Source organism: Pseudaestuariivita atlantica (genome assembly GCF_001205715.1).
GTDB lineage: Bacteria > Pseudomonadota > Alphaproteobacteria > Rhodobacterales > Rhodobacteraceae > Pseudaestuariivita > Pseudaestuariivita atlantica.
Genome location: NZ_AQQZ01000041.1, coordinates 1 through 2591, shown reverse-complemented (window position 1 = coordinate 2591; position 2591 = coordinate 1). Strand labels below are relative to the sequence as shown.

Below are 2591 nucleotides of genomic sequence, written 5' to 3'. Positions count from 1 at the left end.
CAAACAAGCGAAACGTGCTCGATTCGCCGACAGCCCCATTACGGCATCTTTCGCTTTTCAGGGTGACGTAGTCAGACCGCGCCGACCTCAAAGGCTTGGTCAGGACTTTGGTTCGACCTGCCGCTTCGCATCAATCAATGCCTGTGCGGCCTGCATCACCTGAACCTGAGATGTTCCCGAGCGTGCATCCTCCAGCGCGGCCTGCACCTGCGCGCAAAACCACGTGTCATAAGAATTCGCTTCAGCGGCCACGGAAATGCTCCTCGAGCCCGATATCCAGCAGCTTGCCGAGGTCATCGGGCATGTCTGCAACGCGCACAGCAATTGGGAAACGGTGCCCCGTCAGGTCAGGCGCGCATTGCTCCTCTAGACCGAGGTGCTGCCTATCCTTTTCCGTCTCATTCATTGTGCTTTCTCCGACCGCATTATCAGCCGATGCTACATCTTCGAGCGTGGCGTCGTAAATGATAATGCCAAAGGGTCATAGCAAGCTGGCCCACTTACCGATCGGGCACCGCTTCAAGGGATTTCTCGAACCGCTTGCCTGCCGCTGCAGCTTCTTTCAAGAGCGCGTCGAAATTGTCAGGTGGGTTGCCATCTTCCAGCATCCCTTTGAACGTCGCATAGGCATCCGTCTTGCTGCCATAGGCGCGCAGGGTCTTGTCGTCGTTCACCCATGCCACCACGATGACCTTCGCATCGCTGTTGAACCGGTAGAACAGCCGATACTGCTGGAAGAATTTCGCCCGGAACCAGTGCTTGCGGTGATCGCCGAGTGTGCCGCCTTGCCGGAAGGCGGCGGCACCCGGATCTGCAGGTATGGCCTCGGTGACCAGCTTGAAGATGGCGGCCAGCCGTTTCGTCGGGTTTTTCTTGTGCCAGGTCTTGGGATCGCGAGCCTTACGCGCCTCGACCTCTTCAATCAGCCCTTCGAGCTGGTCCAGAAAGAGTGGGTGCGCATAAATCGACCATCCATTCACGACAAGGGGCGCTTGGGCGGGCACGCTATCGCCGCTCATTCATCCTCGAGCGATAGCGGCGCATCGAGATCGACATCAACGTCTCCGACCAGTGCTGCAAGACGGTCATGCAAAGCCCCATCGAAAGCCCGAATGCGGTCCGGATGCGCCTTGATATCGGCCTCGACAAAATCGAGAAAGGCTCCGAGCACGGGATCTTCCTCGTCGCTGCGCACGGGCTCGATATAGACCCTGCCACTCGGCTCGGTGCAGTAACGAATCTGGTCGCCCTTGCCCAGCTTGAGCTGTTTGCGCACACCCGCCGGCACGGTCGTCTGATACCGATCCGTGAGTTTCGAGACATCTTGTGCGAGGGCTGTCATGGCAGTCTCCTGAAGAAAAGGGGCTTTGCTGCCCGCGATAGGTAATGCATTTGCATTGCCTTGTCAAGACAAGCCGCAGCATCTGCTGTCGCCGGGCAGGTCGATGAACCGTCCGGCGCAGGACCTAATTTCGCCCCGCCAGGAACTCCGCCAGCACCGGGCTAGCCGCACCTTTCGTGGAGCTGAGCAGCTCCGAGCCCGCAAGCGAGGCCTTCGACAGGCGTACGAGCCCACCAGTTTCCTCGATGCGGTAGCAGCGGCGCTTTTGCCGCCCACGCCTGTAGTGGGTCGCGGTGACAATCTGGCAGGTACTGCCATCGGTGAGCGTCACAGGGGTGGCGAGCTTGATCTTGTCGCCTTCCTCGTAGTCCGGGATCGCAGCCCAGTCCTGGCAGCGCTGGCGCCAGGCATGAGCATAGCTGTCTGGGTCTTTCAGCTCGGACAGCAGGGCCAATAGGCTCAGTGGCGCGCGGGATTCGACCGGTCCCGCGCTTTCCTCCATGTCCTTGTAGCCCCAGCAGCCGTCATCATATCGGGTAAGGAATACGGCGGCGAAAGTGATCGAGCCGTCAGGATCGGTGACATAGGTCGCGTCCTCGACAGGGGTGCCGTCGCGATTGGTAACCCTAGCCGCTGCATACCAGGTGGAGCCAACCTTGCAGGCCTTGACCAGTTCAGTTTTGCGCGTGTCGCCCTCAAAGGTGCAGAGCCGGGCAATTTCCGCTTTCTCATCCGCGTAGGATTTGACGCGGCCGTCGGTGTAGAACAGCCATCCCATCTCAGAGTCCTTTCTCTCATTGGGGAATTGTTGTCGCCAATGTCCCGAGAGGGCCGCCGGCCCGGCAGGGTATTGGCGATGCATGTTTGAGAAAGGGCGCGTTACGCCGCCCTCCGGTCATCGATTTCCATCAGCGCATCGAGCGGCACGCGGTAGGGCTGCATGGCGTCAAAATCCTCGCAATTGCCACAGTTCTGCACGATCGCAAAGGTGTCGCAGGCATCCTTGAGGATGACCCTGAAGGTGCCACCGAGGCCCGAGGGCACTTCGTAGGTCCCGCCGATGAGATAGTCCGAGGCCCGGCGCACGAAGACGCGGATGCTGTGGCCATCGGTGGCGAGCCGGATGGCCCCTCGCCCCCGGTCGATGAGCACCTGCACGTCATCCAGGATGTCGGTGTAAAACTGGCCGGTCAGATCGCGAAACGCCATGCGGCGCTGCGCCATCCAGTCGGTGTCCCGAAACGGGTTC

Annotated in this window: 5 protein-coding genes and 1 pseudogene; all 6 read right to left on the bottom strand. The window is 60.3% G+C overall.

Features of this window, described 5'->3' with window-relative positions; translation table 11 throughout:
* Window positions 1-99: 99 nt before the first annotated feature.
* Window positions 100-252, bottom strand: coding sequence for an antitoxin PaaA2 family protein (locus ATO11_RS20975; protein WP_043754116.1), 153 nt, complete (start codon window positions 250-252; stop codon window positions 100-102).
* The gene (locus ATO11_RS22250) at window positions 242-406 is read right to left on the bottom strand and encodes a hypothetical protein (protein ID WP_009819683.1); all 165 of its coding nucleotides are present in this window, start codon (window positions 404-406) and stop codon (window positions 242-244) included. Before ATO11_RS22250 ends, ATO11_RS20975 begins: the two co-directional genes overlap by 11 nt.
* Window positions 407-500: 94 nt before the next feature.
* Window positions 501-1019 carry a type II toxin-antitoxin system YhaV family toxin gene (locus ATO11_RS20970; protein WP_050532862.1) on the bottom strand — a complete coding sequence of 173 codons (519 nt, stop codon included), beginning with the start codon at window positions 1017-1019 and terminating at the stop codon, window positions 501-503.
* Window positions 1016-1342: a type II toxin-antitoxin system PrlF family antitoxin gene (locus ATO11_RS20965; protein ID WP_005668772.1), complete on the bottom strand. Its 327-nt coding sequence runs from the start codon at window positions 1340-1342 to the stop codon at window positions 1016-1018. Before ATO11_RS20965 ends, ATO11_RS20970 begins: the two co-directional genes overlap by 4 nt.
* Window positions 1343-1466: 124 nt before the next feature.
* Window positions 1467-2120 carry a DUF6927 domain-containing protein gene (locus tag ATO11_RS20960; RefSeq protein WP_028288610.1) on the bottom strand — a complete coding sequence of 218 codons (654 nt, stop codon included), beginning with the start codon at window positions 2118-2120 and terminating at the stop codon, window positions 1467-1469.
* A 101-nt stretch (window positions 2121-2221) separates the two neighbouring features.
* Window positions 2222-2591 (bottom strand): annotated as a pseudogene (locus tag ATO11_RS20955) (regulator); the annotation flags it as partial.

Excerpts from the sequence above, each read along its gene's own strand:
- ATO11_RS20965 (WP_005668772.1), bottom strand. The coding sequence starts at position 1,342 with ATGACAGCCCTCGCACAAGATGTCTCGAAACTCACGGATCGGTATCAG.
- ATO11_RS20970 (WP_050532862.1), bottom strand. The coding sequence starts at position 1,019 with ATGAGCGGCGATAGCGTGCCCGCCCAAGCGCCCCTTGTCGTGAATGGA.
- ATO11_RS20960 (WP_028288610.1), bottom strand. The coding sequence starts at position 2,120 with ATGGGATGGCTGTTCTACACCGACGGCCGCGTCAAATCCTACGCGGAT.
- ATO11_RS22250 (WP_009819683.1), bottom strand. The coding sequence starts at position 406 with ATGAATGAGACGGAAAAGGATAGGCAGCACCTCGGTCTAGAGGAGCAA.